The organism is Neisseria sp. P0009.S007, from assembly GCF_051962515.1.
In genome coordinates this window covers 1-427 of record NZ_JBQCVF010000910.1, presented here as the reverse complement: position 1 = coordinate 427, position 427 = coordinate 1, and the positions used below count along the sequence as shown (strand labels likewise).

At 46.1% G+C, this 427-nt stretch carries 1 pseudogene; it reads left to right on the top strand.

What is annotated here, in order from left to right:
- Positions 1-335: pseudogene (locus tag ACTHS3_RS17065) on the top strand (succinate--CoA ligase subunit alpha); the annotation flags it as partial.
- Between the last annotated feature and the right edge of the window lie 92 nt (positions 336-427).

Below are 427 nucleotides of genomic sequence, written 5' to 3'. Positions count from 1 at the left end.
CTGGTATGAACCAAATCGACGCACTGAAACTCTTCCAAGAAGACCCAGATACTGATGCCATCATCATGATCGGTGAAATCGGTGGTACTGCGGAAGAAGAAGCAGCCGAATACATCCAATCCAACGTAACCAAACCTGTTGTCGGTTACATCGCTGGTGTTACTGCCCCTAAAGGCAAACGTATGGGCCACGCCGGTGCGATTATTTCCGGCGGTAAAGGTACTGCCGAAGAAAAATTCGCCGCTTTCGAAAAAGCCGGTATCGCTTATACCCGCAGTCCTGCCGAGTTGGGTACTACCATGCTGGAAGTGTTGAAAGCAAAAGGTTTGGCATAAGACTTAAGTCTTTAAACTGAATGGGAAAGGCCGTCTGAAGTTTTCAGACGGCCTTTTTTTAAATTTCATTTGCTTGTTTTCATAATAAGCAC